Below are 16,599 nucleotides of genomic sequence, written 5' to 3' on the forward strand. Positions count from 1 at the left end.
GACCATGGGGCTGTTCTCGATTGCCAGCCAGCATATCCGGTTTGCCTTAAAGCTGGCTTGCGCCATTGTTCTTGCGTTATTTGTTGGCTTTCATTTCCAACTGGAAACGCCGCGCTGGGCAGTGCTGACGGCCGCTATTGTGGCGGCCGGTCCGGCCTTTGCAGCAGGGGGGGAACCCTGGTCCGGTGCCATTCGCTACCGCGGCATGCTGCGCATTATCGGTACGTTTATTGGCTGTATTGCCGGTTTGGTTATCATCATTGCGATGATCCGTGCCCCATTACTGATGCTGATGGTCTGTTGCATCTGGGCCGGCTTTTGTACCTGGCTCTCCTCTTTAGTAAGGGTAGAAAACTCCTATGCCTGGGGGCTGGCAGGCTACACCGCGCTGATTATTGTCATCACCATTCAAAGCGAACCGCTGCTTACCCCGCAGTTTGCGGTTGAGCGTTGCAGTGAAATCGTCATCGGGATCGTGTGCGCCATTATGGCGGATCTGCTCTTCTCTCCGCGTTCCATCAAAAAAGAGATCGATCGCGAACTGGACAGTCTGCTGGTGGCGCAATATCAACTGATGCAGCTTTGCATTAAACATGGCGAACCTGAAGAGGTGGATAAAGCCTGGGGAGCGCTGGTTCGCCGGACGGCGGCGCTGGAAGGGATGCGCAGTAATCTGAAGATTGAATCCTCACGTTGGGGAAGGGCGAATCGCCGTCTGAAAGCGATCAATACCCTGTCTTTGACATTGATTACGCAAGCGTGTGAAACCTATTTGATCCAGAACACCCGACCGGAGCTGATTACCGGCACGTTCCGCGAGCTGTTCGATGCCCCTGTAGACACCATTCAGGACATCCACAAGCAGTTGAAACGCATGCGTCGGGTCATCGCCTGGACGGGCGAACGTGAAACGCCAGTGACCATTTACAGTTGGGTCGGCTCGGCAACACGCTATCTGTTGCTTAAACGCGGCGTCACTACTAACACCAAAATCAGCGCAACAGAGGATGAGGTGTTACGTCGTGAAGTGGTGGTCAAAGCCGCTTCGGCGGAGGGCCACCATGCCATGATCAACTTCTGGCGTACCACGCTCTCATGCGTTTTAGGCACCCTGTTCTGGCTGTGGAGCGGCTGGACATCGGGAAGTGGAACCATGGTGATGATTGCCGTGGTGACCTCACTGGCGATGCGTTTGCCGAATCCTAAAATGGTCGCGATTGATTTTCTGTTAGGGACGCTGGTGGCATTGCCTTTGGGGGCGCTGTACTTCCTGGTCATCATCCCATCAACGCAGCAGAGCATGTTGCTGCTATGCATCAGTCTGGCAGTGATGGCTTTCTTTATCGGTATTGAAGTGCAAAAAAGGCGCTTGGGCTCTCTGGGGGCGCTCGCCAGCACGATTAATATTATTGTGCTGGATAACCCGATGACCTTTCATTTCAGCCAATTTCTCGACAGTGCGCTTGGGCAAATTGTCGGCTGTGGTCTGGCACTGATTGTTATTTTACTGGTGCGTGATAATTCGCAGGCACGGACCGGCCGTACGCTTCTCAACCAGTTCGTCTTTGCCGCTGTCTCAGCGATGACGACCAATACCGCCCGGCGCAAAGAAAATCATCTGCCTGCGTTATATCAGCAACTGTTCCTGTTGCTGAACAAATTTCCGGGCGATCTGGCGAAGTTTCGTCTGGCGCTGACCTTGATTATCGCCCATCAACGTTTGCGCGATGCGCCGGTGCCCATTAACGATGATCTTTCTGCTTTTCACCGCCAGTTGCGACGTACGGCAGACCAGATTATCTCCGCAGGTAGCGACAGCAAGCGACGGCGTTATTTTTCTCAGTTACTGGAAGAGTTGGGCATCTATCAGGAAAAGCTCTCCTACTGGGATGCGCCACCTCAGGTTACTGAACCTGTTAAGCGTTTAACCGGTATGCTGCATAAATACCAACATGCACTGACCACGAGTTAACCCTGAAGCCGACGCGCAAAGCGTCGGTTTTTTTATGGCTATACTTTACGGGAGGTTTTTAAATCACCGTTCAGGAGGACAAATGACTACGCAGGCATTGCAGGATAGTGAACTATTTCAGACGGGTTATCTGGTGGATGGCGTCTGGAAATCACTGGATACGACATTTGACGTACTGAATCCGGCAACGGGTGACGTGATAGCAAAAGTGGCGAAAGCGGGGAAAAAAGAGACCGAAGAGGCCATTGCTGCGGCGACCAAAGCCTTCCCCGCCTGGCGTGCAAAAACCGCCAAAGAGCGCTCCACGATTCTGTATCGCTGGTACGAATTGATGATTGAGAATAAGCGCTGGCTGGGGCAATTGATGACTACGGAGCAGGGCAAACCGTTGAAAGAAGCAGAAGGTGAGGTGGAGTATGCCGCCAGCTTTATTCAGTGGTTTGCCGAGCAGGCTAAACGCGCCAACGGTGAAATTATTCCGCCCGTTAAACCCGGTTCTCGCATTTACGCCACCCGTGAGCCCATTGGGGTGGTGGCGGCGATCACGCCCTGGAATTTCCCGATGGCGATGCTCACCCGTAAACTGGGACCCGCGCTGGCAGCAGGGTGTACTGGCGTAATTAAACCCGCCAACAATACGCCACTGAGCGCCTTCGCGTTACTGACGCTGGCGAAGAAAGCCGGGGTACCGGATGGTGTATTGAACGCGGTAGCCGGGACCACGTCCGAAATTAGCGATGCCATTATGGCAAGCCAGGACGTGCGTAAAATCTCCTTTACCGGCTCCACTGCGGTCGGGAAAACGCTGATGCGTAATGCTGCTGAAACCATGAAAAAAGTCTCTATGGAACTCGGCGGCAATGCACCTTATATCGTTTTTGAGGATGCAGATCTTGATGCCGCAGTGAACGGGGCCATTGCCAACAAATTCCGTAATGCCGGGCAGGTCTGCGTGAGCGTCAACCGTTTCTTCATCCATGAGTCGGTCTATGACGCTTTTACGCAGAAGCTGGCAGAAGCGGTGAATGCGCTGAAGGTCGGTAACGGTCTTGAGGAGGGCGTTGTGGTCGGGCCGCTGATTGAATCTTCCGCTGTTGATAAGGTTCGCGAGCATGTTGAAGATGCCGTTGCGCATGGTGCAAAAGTGCTGGCGGGCGGAAAAGCGCATTCGCTGGGCGGAAATTTCTGGCAGCCAACGGTGCTGGGGGATTGCAGCGACGGCATGAAACTTGCTCGTGAAGAGACCTTTGGTCCGGTCGCCGCCTGTTTCCGGTTTACGTCTGAAGATGAAGTGATTCAGCGTGCTAACGCGACGCCATTTGGCCTTGCTGCCTACTTCTATACGCAGAATCTGTCGCGGGTCTTCCGTGTTTCACAAGCCATTGAAAGCGGCATGATTGGCATCAATGAATGTGCTGTCTCAACGGAGCTTGGCCCGTTTGGGGGAGTTAAAGAATCTGGACTCGGACGTGAGGGGTCGGTGCTCGGTCTGGAGGAGTTTCTCGAGGTTAAAACCCTGCATCTCGGGGGTCTATAAGCTTACGGGGCGGGATTACCGCCCCTTTTGGCAGGATGGCGGACAATGAATACCTATACTTTTGATTTTGATGAAATAGACGATCAGCCCGCATTTTACCGTGATTTTTCCCGCCAGTTTTCACTCGATCGTGACAAAGTCAGCGATCTGGATACCCTCTGGCATGTGGTGACGAGCGAGTTACCCGTGCCACTCGAAATTGAGTTTATTCATTTGCCTGAAAAATTACGTCGGCGTTTTGGCGCGTTGATTTTGTTATTTGATGAGGCTGAAGAAGAGCTGGAAGGGCAGTTACGTTTTAACATTCGTTAAGCGACAGAGATAAAAAAGCCCCTGCAAGCAGGGGCAAGTCGTAGGACATACGACGAGGGATTATTTATACAGTTGGGCGGTTGCGTGCCAGGTGTCGCCTTCCTGTAGCTCGGTAACGCGATAGCTGGAAGCGCCCGCCTGATCGGCTTTGGCCGACAGTTGCTCACGGATACTCATTGGGGAACTGGCCGTCTGAGAGACAGAAATGCTGCCCAGAGATTGCAGGTTTTGCGCCTGGTCCGCAGACACTTGCGTTGCGGCGCTCGCGCCGAAAGACAACAGTGAAGCTAAACCAAGGGTTGCGATGATTGTGTTACGTTTCATAATCTTTCTCCTCAATTCCCAACGGCGAGAAGGGTTGAACTGCTATTTTTATGCCTGGTGCCGTTGAGCGATATCTATTACAGGTTGATACAGGGTTTGTTCAGTACAGCTTATTTATACAGCTCAGCAGTGGCGTGCCAATTGTCACCGGTACGTGCTTCGATAATGCGATAAGAAGAAGCACCCTGCTCTTCAGCTTTCTTGTTCAGTTCAGCGCGCATGTCCATCGGAGAAGAGCTGATGCCGCCTACAGAAACGGTGCCTAAAGACTGACGGTTTTGTGCTTGATCGGCACCGATAGAATCTGCGGCGAATGCGCCAAAAGAGAGAACAGAAAGAACGCTCAGTGCTGCAACGGTAGATTTGATATTCATGATAATTGCCTCGTCATATTTTCTTTTGGAGAGTCTTGTTTCGTGACCCTCATCACAAAATCAAGTATACACTAATCACCCGGAAAATTAATACCAGACTAATTATTTCAAAGGTAAATAAGTGGTAAGGAAGCCATTTTTTATATCAATTCGTGTATAAAAAAAGAAAATTATTTTCATTTTCTTATTTAAAATCATGGGGATGATGAATTTTGATTATTTGTGCGAAACCATTCTTATGGTGAATGGTTTGTGAAAGGAAATCGCACAATGTGTCAAAAGAAGGTGCAGCTAGTGACAGCCAGATGAATTTGAGGGGGAGGAGAACCCCTCACGGCAGGATGAGGGGCAAGGGGCGTCAGAGCTCTTGTTCAAATAAAACGAGGATGGCCTCGTACAGCTCTTTCACCGTGAACCCGTTCGCAGGCGTGGTGAAAATGGTATCATCGCCCGCAATGGTGCCCAGAATGCCTTCCGCCTTGCCTAATGAGTCAAGCAAGCGGGCAATAAGCTGAGCTGCGCCCGGGCTGGTATGAATCACTACCACCGCCGAGTTGTAGTCAATATCCAGCACCAGATTCTTCAGCGGGCTGGACGTGGTGGGAACGCCCAGTTCTGCAGGCAGGCAGTACACCATCTCCATTTTGGCATTACGCGTACGCACGGCGCCAAACTTGGTGAGCATGCGAGAGACTTTTGACTGATTAATATTGTCAAAACCCTGCTCCTGCAACGCCAGCACGATTTCTCCCTGAGAACTAAACTTCTCTTCTTTAAGTAGCGCCTTGAACGCTTTAACTAATTCTTCTTGTTTTGCCGAGCTTCGCATAAGTCACCCGTATCAGGTCGTGAAAACTACATTATTATGCATATGGATGAATTTTTATGCAAATAATCTACTGTGGAAAGATCTAAAATACTGTTATTAAAGATACAAATGTTCTCTCTGTCTTTTCGGCCAGGAGAAAATCTGCTTGTGGCTTGTGTCGCAAATTTAAGCAAAAGTAAAATAAATGTTATGCAATTGGTGTTGTTTTGAGGGTTGTCGAGTCTATATTGTAAACACTCAGTGTTAATCGCTGAGTTTGTTTGCCAGTCGATCGTAAAAGCCCATTATAATATTTTAAAAGCGTGCCGTGCCGCAGAATTTTGATTTGCATGATGCCATAATTATCAGGGTGAATTAAGGTCGCCGTAGCGGAGTAACAAAATATTTAGCTAACCATAATAAGGAGTTTATGATGAAAGTTGCAGTCCTCGGCGCAGCTGGTGGCATTGGCCAGGCGTTAGCTCTACTACTGAAAACACAACTGCCTTCAGGTTCAGAACTCACTCTGTATGATATTGCTCCTGTCACTCCTGGGGTTGCTGTCGACCTCAGCCATATCCCTACTGCTGTTAAAATCAAAGGTTTTTCCGGTGAAGATGCCACCCCCGCGCTGCACGGTGCAGATGTGGTACTGATTTCTGCTGGCGTCGCGCGTAAACCGGGTATGGACCGCTCTGATCTCTTTAACGTCAATGCTGGCATTGTCAAAAACCTGGTTGCGCAGATTGCGACAACCTGCCCAAAAGCATGCATTGGCATTATTACTAACCCGGTCAATACCACGGTTGCCATCGCCGCAGAAGTGCTGAAAAAAGCGGGCGTGTATGACAAGAATAAACTGTTTGGGGTGACGACCCTGGACATCATCCGTTCCAATACCTTCGTGGCTGAGCTGAAAGGCAAGCAACCAACGGATGTCGAGGTGCCGGTTGTCGGCGGTCATTCCGGTGTGACCATCCTGCCTTTATTGTCGCAAATCCCGGACGTCAGCTTCACTGAACAAGAAATCGCGGATCTGACTAAGCGTATCCAGAATGCGGGTACTGAAGTGGTGGAAGCGAAGGCAGGTGGCGGCTCTGCAACGCTCTCTATGGGGCAGGCTGCGGCACGTTTTGGTCTGTCACTGGTACGCGCTCTACAAGGTGAGAAAGGCGTCGTGGAATGCGCGTATGTGGAAGGCGACGGGCACTATGCACGTTTCTTCTCACAGCCGCTGTTGCTGGGTAAAAACGGTATTGAGGAGCGTCAGGCGATTGGCAAACTGAGCGCCTTTGAACAGCAAGCGCTGGAAGGGATGTTAGACACGCTCAATAAAGATATTCAACTGGGCGAAGACTTCGTCAACAAATGAGGATGAACGCTGCCTGGTGTGCCGTTTGCCGCCAGGGGTGAGCATAAAAAACCGGAGCCCTATGCGCTCCGGTTTTTTATTTCCTTTAATTTGTCGCCGGATATTCCTGAATAGTGACCTGAAGCTTCAGCTTTTTATCTTCTCGCATCACTTCCACCGGAATGTCCGAGCCGGGACGAATTTCTGCCACCTGGTCCATCGTTTCCAGAGCGGATATGGCCGGTTTGCCATTCACCGAAACAATGACATCATTGACCTGAATGCCGGCCTGGGCGGCCGGGCCATCCGGTGCCACTTCATTGACCACGATCCCCTGGATCTGATCAATGCCACCGCCCTGAGTGTGCATGGGCGCAATTTCTCGTCCGCCGATCCCAATGTAGCCCCGGATCACGCGCCCATCGCGGATCAGCTTGTCCATGATCTTGGTAGCAAGCTGGAAGGGGATGGCGAAACCGATACCTTCAGGCGTTTCGCCATCGTTGCTTTTATCGAATGACAGGGTGTTTATCCCCATTAGCTCACCGAGTGAATTGACCAGCGCGCCACCGGAGTTACCGTGGTTGATGGATGCATCGGTTTGCAGGAAATTCTGTCGACCGGTTGGGTTTAACCCGATACGCCCGGTAGCGCTGATGATCCCCTGAGTGATGGTCTGCCCGAGGTTGTAAGGGTTACCGATCGCCAGGACGACATCGCCGATGTGCGGCACGCGCTGGGTATTAATAGGAATCACAGGAAGCCCGCCGTTGGCGTTGATTTTGAGTACCGCCAGGTCGGTGAGGGAATCAGAGCCTACCAGTAGTGCTTCAAACACGCGGCCGTCCTGCAGAGCGACGATAATCTGGTCAGCATCGTTGATCACATGCTTGTTCGTCACAATATATCCGCGCTGATCCATGATAACCCCGGAGCCCAGGGTACGAATCTCCAGACGGTTATGTGACGAATTGTTCAGACCCCGGTTATACACGTACACCACCGCAGGCGCGGCGCGACGAACCGCCGCATTGTAGCTGGCAGGCGTATCGCCGGAGCTGTCGAACTGCGGTGTCGAAAAAGTGATTTTCTGGCGTAATGAGGGCACGGCGGCGAGGATCAGGCCACCGACAATTAAACCGAGTACTACCGAGCGTAAGAACTTCAAAAACATGATGCGGGCGTCGTTGTTAAGGGATCGGCAGCAGCATAGCATGACTTATCCGGACATCACATGCAGCGGTGATGTCCGGGATCGCATTTGCTTAACGCAGCAATAAATAAAGAGTTTCGTTGCCGCGAATAATTTGCAGCGCGATGACGCCAGGTTTGGACTCCAGCACTTTGCGTAGCTCAGCAATGGATTGTACGCGCGTGCGGTTAATGCCGATGATGACATCATCTTTATGTAATCCTGCCTGAGCGGCAGCGCTACTTTTCTCAACATTTTCAATGCTGATGCCTTTGGTGCCGTCTTTTAACTGACCATCGCTCAACGAGGCACCCTGAAGCGCTGGAGAAATCAGCTCTGCGCTGGCAGAGGATGACGTGCTCTTATCCAGCGTCACTTCCACATCCAGCGGTTTCCCCTCACGCAGCAGGCCCAGCTTCACTTTTGTACCCGGTTCGGTTGTCGCAATACGCGAACGCAGTTCGGCAAAGCTGTTCAGCGGCTTGTCGTTGAGGCTAACAATGACATCGCCGGATTTGATGCCAGCCTTCGCTGAACCTGAATTCGCCAGCACTTCGCTAACAAACGCGCCACGCTGCACGTTCAGGTTGAAAGCTTTGGCGATATCGGCGCTCATTTCGGTCCCTTTGATACCGAGCAGACCGCGTTTGATTTCGCCGAATTGAATCAACTGCTGGGCAAGGGTTTGCGCCATATTACCCGGGATAGCGAACCCGATACCCACGCTGCCGCCGCTGGGCGCGAGAATAGCGGTATTAATCCCGATCAGCTCACCGTTCAGATTCAGCAGCGCACCGCCGGAGTTCCCCCGGTTGATAGAGGCATCGGTCTGAATGAAATTCTCCAGGCCTTCCAGGTTTAGCCCGCTGCGGCCCAGGGCAGAGACTATGCCGGAAGTGGCGGTTTGCCCCAGCCCGAATGGATTACCCACCGCGATAACAAAATCGCCTACGCGGAGTTTATCGGAGTCGGCGATGGCAATTTGCGTCAGGTTGGTGGGGTTCTGTAATTGCAGCAGCGCGATGTCGCTCTGGTCATCGCCGCCAATGAGTTTGGCTTCAAATTCACGCCCGTCATTAAGCTGCACACTGATTTTTTGCGCCTGATTAATCACGTGATTATTGGTGAGCACATAGCCTTTCGCTGCGTCGATGATTACGCCGGAGCCAAGCCCTTCAAACGGTTGGGCTTGCTGGTCGGGCAGCTCTTCACCGAAATATTTTTTCAACTCATCAGGGACTTTTTGACCTTGTACCGCCGTCCCTTCCACCTGCACGCTGACCACCGCAGGTAAGACTTTCTCCAGCACTGGCGCAAGACTGGGCAGCGCCCCCTGGCCCGGTATCTGTGACGGCATTGCCGCCAGAGTCGGAATGGGTGCCGAAAGAGATAACCCGACACTTAACGCTAACGCACTCAACAGCAGGGTTTGTTTCTTCATTGATGCTGGCTCTCGTAACCTAAAGTGAAAGGGGGAAAAAACGACGTAAAACAGGTTGATGTTATTGAAATTTCAACCCAGGAACAATGCGGATATGACTAAATAATAGCTGGGTTTGTTAAGACAGGACGGGCGCAACATGTGCGCCCGTTAAAAATGCAAAGCAAAAGAGGGTTATTTACGGGGTGCGCCCCCGCGCAGCAGACCCGATGCGCCTTCGGAATAGTCACGAGGAATCTGCACCGGTGCCTGATCGTTACCCGCTTCAGACTCGGCCAGACGATTGCGGAAGGGGTTCTCTTCGGCCGACATTTCTGGCAGCAGGCTACTGGAACTTTTTGCCATGTGTTGATACAGCTGGCGATAATCGTCCGCCATGTTATCCAGAAGTTCTGCGCTACGAGCGAAGTGACTCACGAGTTCTTCACGGTACTCTTCAAGCTCCGCTTTGTTCTTTTCCAGCTCGTACTGCAAGGCCTGCTGCTGGCGTAATTTCCGGTTTCCAAAACGCATGGCCACGGCACCAATTATGATACCGACAACTAACCCAATTAGCGCGTATTCCCAGGTCATGTACTTCTCCCATTGTCTTATGATTCCGTAGGGTGGTGGCTGCAAGCTCCTTGCCTGCGCCTGATTATGCCACTATAACCGCTAATCGCGCAGAAGTGGAATCCCGGCGCGGCATCGCGTAGGGTAGAGCGACCTTTTTTTGGTCAACCCTGTGGGCAGGATCGATTTTCAAGGAACAACTTTTACACTATGCAGAGTCTTTCCCCAACCTCGCGATATATCAATGCCCTGAACGAGGGTAGCCATCAATCAGACGATGTGCAAAAAGAGGCCGTTACCCGGCTGGACAACATATACCAACAGATTGTGACCAAAGAAGAAGCGGCCCCAGAGCGGGGCGGTTTAATGGCGAAATTTGGCAAACTGCTGGGTAAACGCGAACCTGCCTTACAGGCTCCGGTTCGCGGTCTGTATATGTGGGGCGGCGTCGGACGCGGTAAAACCTGGCTGATGGATCTCTTCTATCAGAGCCTGCCGGGAACGCGTAAACAGCGGCTCCACTTCCACCGCTTTATGCTCCGTGTTCATGAAGAACTTCGAGAATTACAAGGGCATAGCGATCCGCTGGAGAGTGTGGCTGACCGCTTCAAAGCAGAAACGGATGTGCTCTGTTTTGATGAGTTTTTTGTCTCAGACATTACGGATGCCATGCTGCTCGGTGGGCTGATGAAAGCGCTGTTTGCTCGTGGCATTACGCTGGTGGCAACGTCAAACATTCCGCCTGATGAACTTTATCGTAACGGTTTGCAACGAGCGCGTTTTCTGCCGGCCATTGACGCGATTAAACAGCACTGCGACATCATGAATGTGGATGCAGGCGTTGATTATCGTCTACGTACGCTGACCCAGGCGCATCTGTGGCTTTCGCCCCTGAAGGATGAAACGACGCAGCAAATGGATAAATTGTGGCAGGCGTTGGCGGGCGCGCCGCGAGGCAACGCACCGACGCTCGACATCAACCATCGTCCGATGGCGACGCTGGGCGTCGAAAACCAAACGCTGGCGGTGTCATTCACGACCTTATGCGTGGATGCCCGTAGCCAACATGACTACATTGCACTGTCGCGCCTGTTCCACACGGTGATGCTGTTTGATGTTCCCGTGATGACGCCGCTGATGGAAAGCGAAGCGCGGCGGTTTATTGCGTTGGTCGATGAGTTTTATGAACGACACGTCAAGCTGGTGATCAGTGCGGAAGTGCCGCTATTCGACATCTATCAGGGTGAGCGGCTCAAGTTTGAGTTCCAGCGCTGTCTGTCACGCTTGCAGGAGATGCAGAGCGAGGAGTACCTCAAGCGCTCGCACATGCCGTAATAAACGCTGCCCTCTCCCGCGGGAGAGGGGCTTCGGGTGAGGGCACTCAAGCGCACAAACCCCACCCCCGGAAAAACCCGCGTCGAATCACAATTAGGGGTCGATCTTTGACCTCGACTTCTCTATAATCTTGCGACCCCACGTTACGAGAAGGTTTTTTCCCAAAACTTTCTATGTGCTGGCATAGGCTATTCGAAGGGGTAGGTTTGCCGGACTCTGTCGTGTGAACCTCAACTGACTAAACGTTTGGGTGTTCACCAACGTGTAACTTATTTATTTGGGTAAGCTTTTAATGAAAACTTTTACAGCTAAACCAGAAACCGTAAAACGCGACTGGTATGTTGTTGACGCGACCGGTAAAACTCTGGGCCGTCTGGCTACCGAACTGGCTCGTCGCCTGCGCGGTAAGCACAAAGCGGAATACACTCCGCACGTTGATACTGGTGACTACATCATCGTTCTGAACGCAGAAAAAGTTGCTGTAACCGGCAACAAGCGTACTGACAAAATGTACTACCACCACACCGGCCACATCGGTGGTATCAAAGAAGCGACCTTTGAAGAGATGATTGCCCGCCGTCCTGAGCGTGTGATTGAAATCGCGGTTAAAGGCATGCTGCCAAAAGGCCCGCTGGGTCGTGCTATGTACCGTAAACTGAAAGTTTACGCGGGTAACGAGCACAACCACGCGGCACAGCAACCGCAAGTTCTGGACATTTAATCGGGATTATAGGCAATGGCTGAAAATCAATACTACGGCACTGGTCGCCGCAAAAGTTCCGCAGCTCGCGTTTTCATCAAACCGGGCAGTGGTAAAATCGTTATCAACCAACGTTCTCTGGAACAGTACTTCGGTCGTGAAACTGCCCGCATGGTAGTTCGTCAGCCGCTGGAACTGGTCGACATGGTTGAGAAACTGGATCTGTACATCACCGTTAAAGGTGGTGGTATCTCTGGTCAGGCTGGTGCGATCCGTCACGGTATCACCCGCGCTCTGATGGAGTACGATGAGTCCCTGCGTGGCGAACTGCGTAAAGCTGGCTTCGTTACTCGTGATGCTCGTCAGGTTGAACGTAAGAAAGTCGGCCTGCGTAAAGCACGTCGTCGTCCGCAGTTCTCCAAACGTTAATTTGTCCTGCGCAAGCAGAACGATTGGCGAAAAACCCGGTTTATGCCGGGTTTTTTTATGGATAAAAATCACGTTATCCACAGTAACGAGTTGATTCCCTCTTCTTTTTCAGCATTTCCGGAATCCCCTCACCACAAAGCCTTCAAAATCTGGTAAACTATCATCCAATTTTCTGCCCAAATGCCTGGGATTGTTCATTTTTTGTTTGTTTTTTGAACGAGAGTGACGGTGCGCGTGGGTAGGTAACTAACATCTGGCCAGTCGCAGTAGGGCTGGTAGCAGTAAAATTCTGAATATACCTGGAGGTTTTCATGGCTGTCGCTGCCAACAAACGTTCGGTAATGACGCTGTTTTCTGGTCCTGTTGATATCTATAGCCATCAGGTCCGTATCGTGCTGGCCGAAAAAGGTGTCAGCTTCGAAATTGAACACGTGGAAAAGGATAATCCTCCACAGGATCTGATTGACCTCAACCCGAATCAAAGCGTACCGACCTTAGTCGATCGTGAACTCACTCTGTGGGAATCACGCATTATCATGGAATACCTGGATGAGCGTTTCCCGCATCCACCACTGATGCCGGTTTACCCGGTTGCGCGTGGCGAAAGCCGCCTGTACATGCATCGCATTGAGAAAGACTGGTACTCCTTGATGGAAGTCATCAAGAACAGCACCGGCGCGCAGGCGGATAACGCACGTCGCCAGCTGCGTGAAGAACTGATGCAGATTGCTCCGGTCTTCGGCCAGAAGCCGTATTTCCTGAGCGATGAGTTCAGTATCGTCGATTGCTACCTGGCGCCGCTGTTATGGCGTTTACCGGTTCTTGGTATCGAGCTGAGCGGTGCAGGTTCCAAAGAGCTGAAAGGGTACATGACACGCGTATTCGAGCGTGACTCCTTCCTCGCATCTTTGACTGAACCTGAGCGCGAGATGCGCCTTGGTCGGGGTTAATTGAATGGACTTGTCGCAACTGACACCGCGTCGTCCCTATCTGCTGCGTGCATTTTATGAGTGGCTGCTGGACAACCAGCTCACTCCGCATCTGGTAGTCGACGTAACGTTGCCGGATGTGCGTGTGCCGATGGAGTATGCGCGTGACGGGCAAATTGTCCTGAACATTGCACCTCGTGCCGTAGGTAATCTTGAGCTGGCCAATGACGAGGTGCGTTTTAATGCGCGCTTCGGCGGCGTCCCGCGCCAGGTTTCCGTCCCGCTTGCTGCGGTACTGGCGATTTACGCACGTGAAAACGGTGCCGGTACGATGTTCGAGCCGGAAGTTGCCTACGATGAAGACGTGGTCAGTCTGAACGATGAAGACGATGCAACGCTCCCGGAAAACGAGACGGTAACATCGGTGATGTCGGTGATTGATGGCGATAAACCCGATCACGAAGACGATAACGAGCCTGACGATGATCCCCCGCCGCGCGGTGGACGTCCTTCGCTACGCGTCGTGAAGTAAACTCCAGGCAGGGCTTTCAAGCCCTGCTTTTTTTATGCCTGACTTCCCGGCATCAGCCAGCATGCAATCGTTTCTCGCATCACCATTCTCCTGACGGCCAACGCTTCCGGCCGCTTCAAATCCTGCTGATAAATAATCGACAACGTTGACTGGTTGATGAGATAGAAAAATCCCAGCGCCGACATGGTGATATTCAACTGCATCGCGTCGATCCCCGGTCGGATGGTGCCATCTTCCTGCCCACGATCGAGAATACGTTGGGTGATTGCAAGCCAGGTGCTGTTAATCGGCACGATCGTATCCACGCCTTTCAGGTGCCGCGCTTTAAGCTGATTCTCGCTGTTGAGCAACTGAATAAATTCCGGATTCTCGAGATAGTAGTGCCAGGTAAAATCCATTAACTCAAGCACCGCATCGCGGGCAGGTAGATGATCCAGCTCCAGCGCGGCTTCCCTTGTGCGGATATCCTGATAGGCTTCCTGCAGCACGTGGGTAAAGAGCGTGTCTTTATTTTCGAAATAGTAATAGATCAGCTGCTTGTTCACTTTTGCCGTCGCGGCAATCTGATCGATCCTTGCCCCATCAAAACCCTTTTCCGCAAACTCCTTTTTCGCCGCGTTCAGGATCAGGCATTTTGTGAGATCGGGATCATGCCTGCGCTTGGTTCTCGATTCCCCTTTCATAGAATCTCCATTCAATTTCTTGTTTTAATTGTAGTTTTAAATAAATCAACCATCTAGTTGATTTTGAGAAGTCGATCATGATTTTAATTTTTAACTCTTTCTATACTGATTTCGAAGTTTCAACTGTTTAGTTGAAATGTATCAATTTCAGCAGGGAGTATCCTCATGATCCATTCGCAGCGTCCGGTAGCACTGGTGACAGGCTCCACACGGGGAATTGGTAAAGCGTGTGCGCTTGCGCTGGCCAGAGCCGGGTTTCATGTCGCCATTAACGGACGTGATAACGAAGAAGGCCGCGCCCGGCAACAAGCCATGGTAGCGGAAATAGAACAGTTTGGCACCGAAGCGCTGGCATTACCGGGCGATGTATCGGAACTACCGCTCCAGCAGCCGATGTTTGACAAGGTACTGGCACGCTGGGGCCGACTGGATTGCGTCGTCAATAATGCCGGAACGGCGGCTAAACAGCGCGGCGACTTGCTGGAAGTCACACCGGAAAATTATCAGTACTGTCAGAACGTCAACACCAGGGCGATGTTCTTCTTTTGTCAAAAAGCGGCGCGCGCCATGCTTCACCAGGGTGAAATAAATCATCAGCATCGCTCCATTATCAACATCACTTCCTGTAGCGCCCACAGCTTATCGATTTCTCGCGGTGAATATTGCGTGTCGAAAGCAGCGGCCAGCATGGTGACGCAACTGTTCGCGTTGCGTCTGGCGCAGGAGGGCGTGGGCGTTTACGAACTGCGTCCAGGCATTATCGCCACTGACATGACCAGCGGCGTCAAACCCAAATATGATCAGCTCATCAGCGATGGCCTGGTACCGATGAAGCGTTGGGGGCAACCTGACGATATCGCGGTTGTTGTCGATGCGCTGGCGAGCGGCAAACTTCCTTTCACCGTCGGTCAGATTATCGATGTCGATGGCGGCCTGAACAAATCCCACTTTTAATCACGAGGCACAACAATGGCTACAATTTCCGTTGGCATTATCATGCATGGTGTAACCGGTCGGATGGGTAAGAATCAGCATCTGATCCGCTCGATCGTGGCGATTCGTGAGCAGGGCGGAGTTCTGCTGGCCAATGGCGATCGCCTGCTGCCGGATCCGATCCTGATTGGTCGTAATGAAGAAAAAATCGCCGCGCTGGCAAAACAGACCGGCATTTCTCGTTGGGGTACCGACCTGGATGCGGCTCTGGCCAACCCTAACGACACCATATTCTTTGACGCGGCGACCACCCAGGCGCGTCCCACTTTACTGAAAAAAGCCATTGCTGCCGGGAAACACATCTACTGTGAGAAACCCGTGGCGGTCAGCCTGTCTGAGGCGATGGAACTCTACCACTACGCCGAACAGCAGGGAGTATGTCACGGTGTGGTACAGGACAAGCTCTGGCTGCCGGGTCTGCGCAAACTGCAGATGCTCAATCAGGCGGGCTTCTTTGGTCAGGTGCTGTCGGTGCGCGGTGAGTTTGGCTACTGGGTGTTTGAGGGTGATCTGCAACCTACCCAGCGCCCGTCCTGGAACTATCGTCAGGAAGATGGCGGCGGCATCATCCTCGATATGATCTGCCACTGGCGCTACGTCGTCGATAACCTGTTTGGCGAAATTAAGAGCATCAGCTGCCTGGGGGCAACCCATATTCCTGAACGGTTTGACGAGCAGGGTAATGCCTATAAAGCCACCGCCGATGACGCAGCCTACGCCACCTTTGAACTAAAAAACGGCACCATTGTACAGATCAACAGCTCGTGGTGCGTGCGCGTACGCCGTGACGATCTGGTGACCTTTCAGGTCGATGGCGTAAACGGTTCCGCCGTGGCGGGCCTCACCGATTGCCTGACCCAATCCCGCGTGAACACGCCGAAACCTGTCTGGAACCCGGACGTTCGTCAGACGCACAATTTCTATGAGGACTGGTCTCCGGTCCCGGATACCACCTCCTACGACAACGCATTCAAAGTGCAGTGGGAACTCTTCCTGCGTCACGTTCACGGTGAAATTGATTTCCGCTGGAACCTGCTTGAAGGGGCGAAAGGGGTGCAGCTGGTTGAACTGGCCCTGCAGAGCTGGAAAGAGCGCCGCTGGGTCGATGTTCCATCACTGGTGCGTTAAGGGGGCC

General features: G+C 52.3%; 18 protein-coding genes. 11 read left to right on the top strand and 7 right to left on the bottom strand.

The genetic code is table 11. The features are described 5' to 3' along the window. Positions 1-4: 4 nt before the first annotated feature. The 3 genes from aaeB to ACUY4Q_RS02675 all read left to right on the top strand — a co-directional run bounded on the left by aaeB (position 5) and on the right by ACUY4Q_RS02675 (position 3,821). Entirely contained in the window at positions 5-1,972 is a 1,968-nt protein-coding gene (gene aaeB / locus ACUY4Q_RS02665; protein ID WP_458047241.1) for a p-hydroxybenzoic acid efflux pump subunit AaeB, read from the top strand. Between the two features lie 82 nt (positions 1,973-2,054). Next, complete coding sequence (locus ACUY4Q_RS02670; RefSeq protein WP_458045567.1) at positions 2,055-3,509, top strand: NAD-dependent succinate-semialdehyde dehydrogenase; 1,455 nt, start codon at positions 2,055-2,057, stop codon at positions 3,507-3,509. 45 nt (positions 3,510-3,554) lie between these two features. Beyond that, a complete protein-coding gene (locus ACUY4Q_RS02675) occupies positions 3,555-3,821 on the top strand; it encodes a barstar family protein (RefSeq protein ID WP_458045568.1) in 267 nt (88 codons plus the stop codon). A 60-nt stretch (positions 3,822-3,881) separates the two neighbouring features. On the opposite strand, the gene yhcN (ACUY4Q_RS02680) is transcribed toward ACUY4Q_RS02675, so the two are convergent. From yhcN (ACUY4Q_RS02680) to argR, 3 genes are all read right to left on the bottom strand, one after another. Further along, positions 3,882-4,145, bottom strand: a complete 264-nt coding sequence (yhcN, locus tag ACUY4Q_RS02680; protein ID WP_458045569.1) for a peroxide/acid stress response protein YhcN — start codon at positions 4,143-4,145, stop codon at positions 3,882-3,884. Between the two features lie 110 nt (positions 4,146-4,255). Further along, entirely contained in the window at positions 4,256-4,519 is a 264-nt protein-coding gene (gene yhcN / locus ACUY4Q_RS02685; protein ID WP_458045570.1) for a peroxide/acid stress response protein YhcN, read from the bottom strand. Between the two features lie 358 nt (positions 4,520-4,877). Next, the gene (argR, locus tag ACUY4Q_RS02690; RefSeq protein WP_458045571.1) at positions 4,878-5,348 is read right to left on the bottom strand and encodes a transcriptional regulator ArgR; all 471 of its coding nucleotides are present in this window, start codon (positions 5,346-5,348) and stop codon (positions 4,878-4,880) included. Between the two features lie 412 nt (positions 5,349-5,760). Here argR and mdh point away from each other — a divergent pair, with 412 nt between their 5' ends. Then, positions 5,761-6,699, top strand: a complete 939-nt coding sequence (mdh, locus tag ACUY4Q_RS02695; RefSeq protein WP_458047242.1) for a malate dehydrogenase — start codon at positions 5,761-5,763, stop codon at positions 6,697-6,699. A gap of 85 nt (positions 6,700-6,784) precedes the next feature. Here mdh and degS read toward each other — a convergent pair whose 3' ends face one another. The 3 genes from degS to zapG form a co-directional block, all read right to left on the bottom strand. Then, positions 6,785-7,852: an outer membrane-stress sensor serine endopeptidase DegS gene (degS, locus tag ACUY4Q_RS02700; protein ID WP_458045572.1), complete on the bottom strand. Its 1,068-nt coding sequence runs from the start codon at positions 7,850-7,852 to the stop codon at positions 6,785-6,787. Between the two features lie 91 nt (positions 7,853-7,943). Then, complete coding sequence (degQ, locus tag ACUY4Q_RS02705; RefSeq protein ID WP_458045573.1) at positions 7,944-9,311, bottom strand: serine endoprotease DegQ; 1,368 nt, start codon at positions 9,309-9,311, stop codon at positions 7,944-7,946. 174 nt (positions 9,312-9,485) lie between these two features. Beyond that, the gene (gene zapG, locus ACUY4Q_RS02710; RefSeq protein ID WP_458045574.1) at positions 9,486-9,884 is read right to left on the bottom strand and encodes a Z-ring associated protein ZapG; all 399 of its coding nucleotides are present in this window, start codon (positions 9,882-9,884) and stop codon (positions 9,486-9,488) included. A gap of 189 nt (positions 9,885-10,073) precedes the next feature. Here zapG and zapE point away from each other — a divergent pair, with 189 nt between their 5' ends. The 5 genes from zapE to sspB all read left to right on the top strand — a co-directional run bounded on the left by zapE (position 10,074) and on the right by sspB (position 13,788). After that, a complete protein-coding gene (zapE, locus tag ACUY4Q_RS02715; protein WP_458045575.1) occupies positions 10,074-11,198 on the top strand; it encodes a cell division protein ZapE in 1,125 nt (374 codons plus the stop codon). Between the two features lie 292 nt (positions 11,199-11,490). Further along, complete coding sequence (gene rplM, locus ACUY4Q_RS02720; RefSeq protein ID WP_017374839.1) at positions 11,491-11,919, top strand: 50S ribosomal protein L13; 429 nt, start codon at positions 11,491-11,493, stop codon at positions 11,917-11,919. A gap of 15 nt (positions 11,920-11,934) precedes the next feature. Further along, positions 11,935-12,327: a 30S ribosomal protein S9 gene (rpsI, locus tag ACUY4Q_RS02725; RefSeq protein ID WP_003025138.1), complete on the top strand. Its 393-nt coding sequence runs from the start codon at positions 11,935-11,937 to the stop codon at positions 12,325-12,327. Positions 12,328-12,638: 311 nt separating this feature from the next. Next, complete coding sequence (gene sspA / locus ACUY4Q_RS02730; RefSeq protein WP_458045576.1) at positions 12,639-13,277, top strand: stringent starvation protein SspA; 639 nt, start codon at positions 12,639-12,641, stop codon at positions 13,275-13,277. 4 nt (positions 13,278-13,281) lie between these two features. Beyond that, a complete protein-coding gene (gene sspB, locus ACUY4Q_RS02735; RefSeq protein ID WP_458045577.1) occupies positions 13,282-13,788 on the top strand; it encodes a ClpXP protease specificity-enhancing factor in 507 nt (168 codons plus the stop codon). A 32-nt stretch (positions 13,789-13,820) separates the two neighbouring features. Here sspB and ACUY4Q_RS02740 read toward each other — a convergent pair whose 3' ends face one another. Beyond that, positions 13,821-14,471: a TetR/AcrR family transcriptional regulator gene (locus ACUY4Q_RS02740; protein WP_458045578.1), complete on the bottom strand. Its 651-nt coding sequence runs from the start codon at positions 14,469-14,471 to the stop codon at positions 13,821-13,823. Between the two features lie 165 nt (positions 14,472-14,636). Here ACUY4Q_RS02740 and ACUY4Q_RS02745 point away from each other — a divergent pair, with 165 nt between their 5' ends. Together ACUY4Q_RS02745 and ACUY4Q_RS02750 are read left to right on the top strand one after the other, a co-directional pair. After that, entirely contained in the window at positions 14,637-15,425 is a 789-nt protein-coding gene (locus ACUY4Q_RS02745; protein WP_458045579.1) for a 3-ketoacyl-ACP reductase, read from the top strand. Between the two features lie 15 nt (positions 15,426-15,440). After that, on the top strand, positions 15,441-16,592 hold the full coding sequence (locus ACUY4Q_RS02750) for a Gfo/Idh/MocA family protein (RefSeq protein WP_458045580.1): 1,152 nt from the start codon (positions 15,441-15,443) through the stop codon (positions 16,590-16,592). The last annotated feature ends 7 nt before the right edge of the window (positions 16,593-16,599 follow it).

Source organism: Phytobacter cepae (assembly GCF_054165735.1).